Source organism: Streptomyces sp. BE303, from assembly GCF_036290945.1.
Classification (GTDB): Bacteria; Actinomycetota; Actinomycetes; order Streptomycetales; family Streptomycetaceae; genus Kitasatospora.
Genome location: NZ_JAQYWZ010000629.1, coordinates 1 through 307 on the forward strand (window position 1 = coordinate 1; position 307 = coordinate 307).

Below are 307 nucleotides of genomic sequence, written 5' to 3' on the forward strand. Positions count from 1 at the left end.
GCCGGGTCCGGTCGTGCTCGCGGCTGTCCCGGCCGTCGAGGGTGATGGTGCCGCCGGTGGCCTCGTTCAGCCGGGGGAGGATGGCGGTGTGCGTGGTCTTCCCGCTGCGGGTGGCGCCGACCTGGGCCTTGGTCTCGCGGGTGGGGTTGTGCTGGTCGATGCCGGGGTGCTGGTGGGGGGTGTGGGGGGGGGGGTGGGGTTTGGGTATGGGGAGGCGGGTGAGCAGGAACAGCGGCACCACGGGGACGTGCGCGATCAGGGCGAGCCGCCAGTCCTGGGTGAACATCAGGCCGGTGCCGGCGAGGAA

1 pseudogene is annotated in these 307 nt (G+C 73.3%); it reads right to left on the minus strand.

The window, feature by feature from the left end:
* Positions 1-307: pseudogene (locus PUR56_RS14420) on the minus strand (hypothetical protein); the annotation flags it as partial.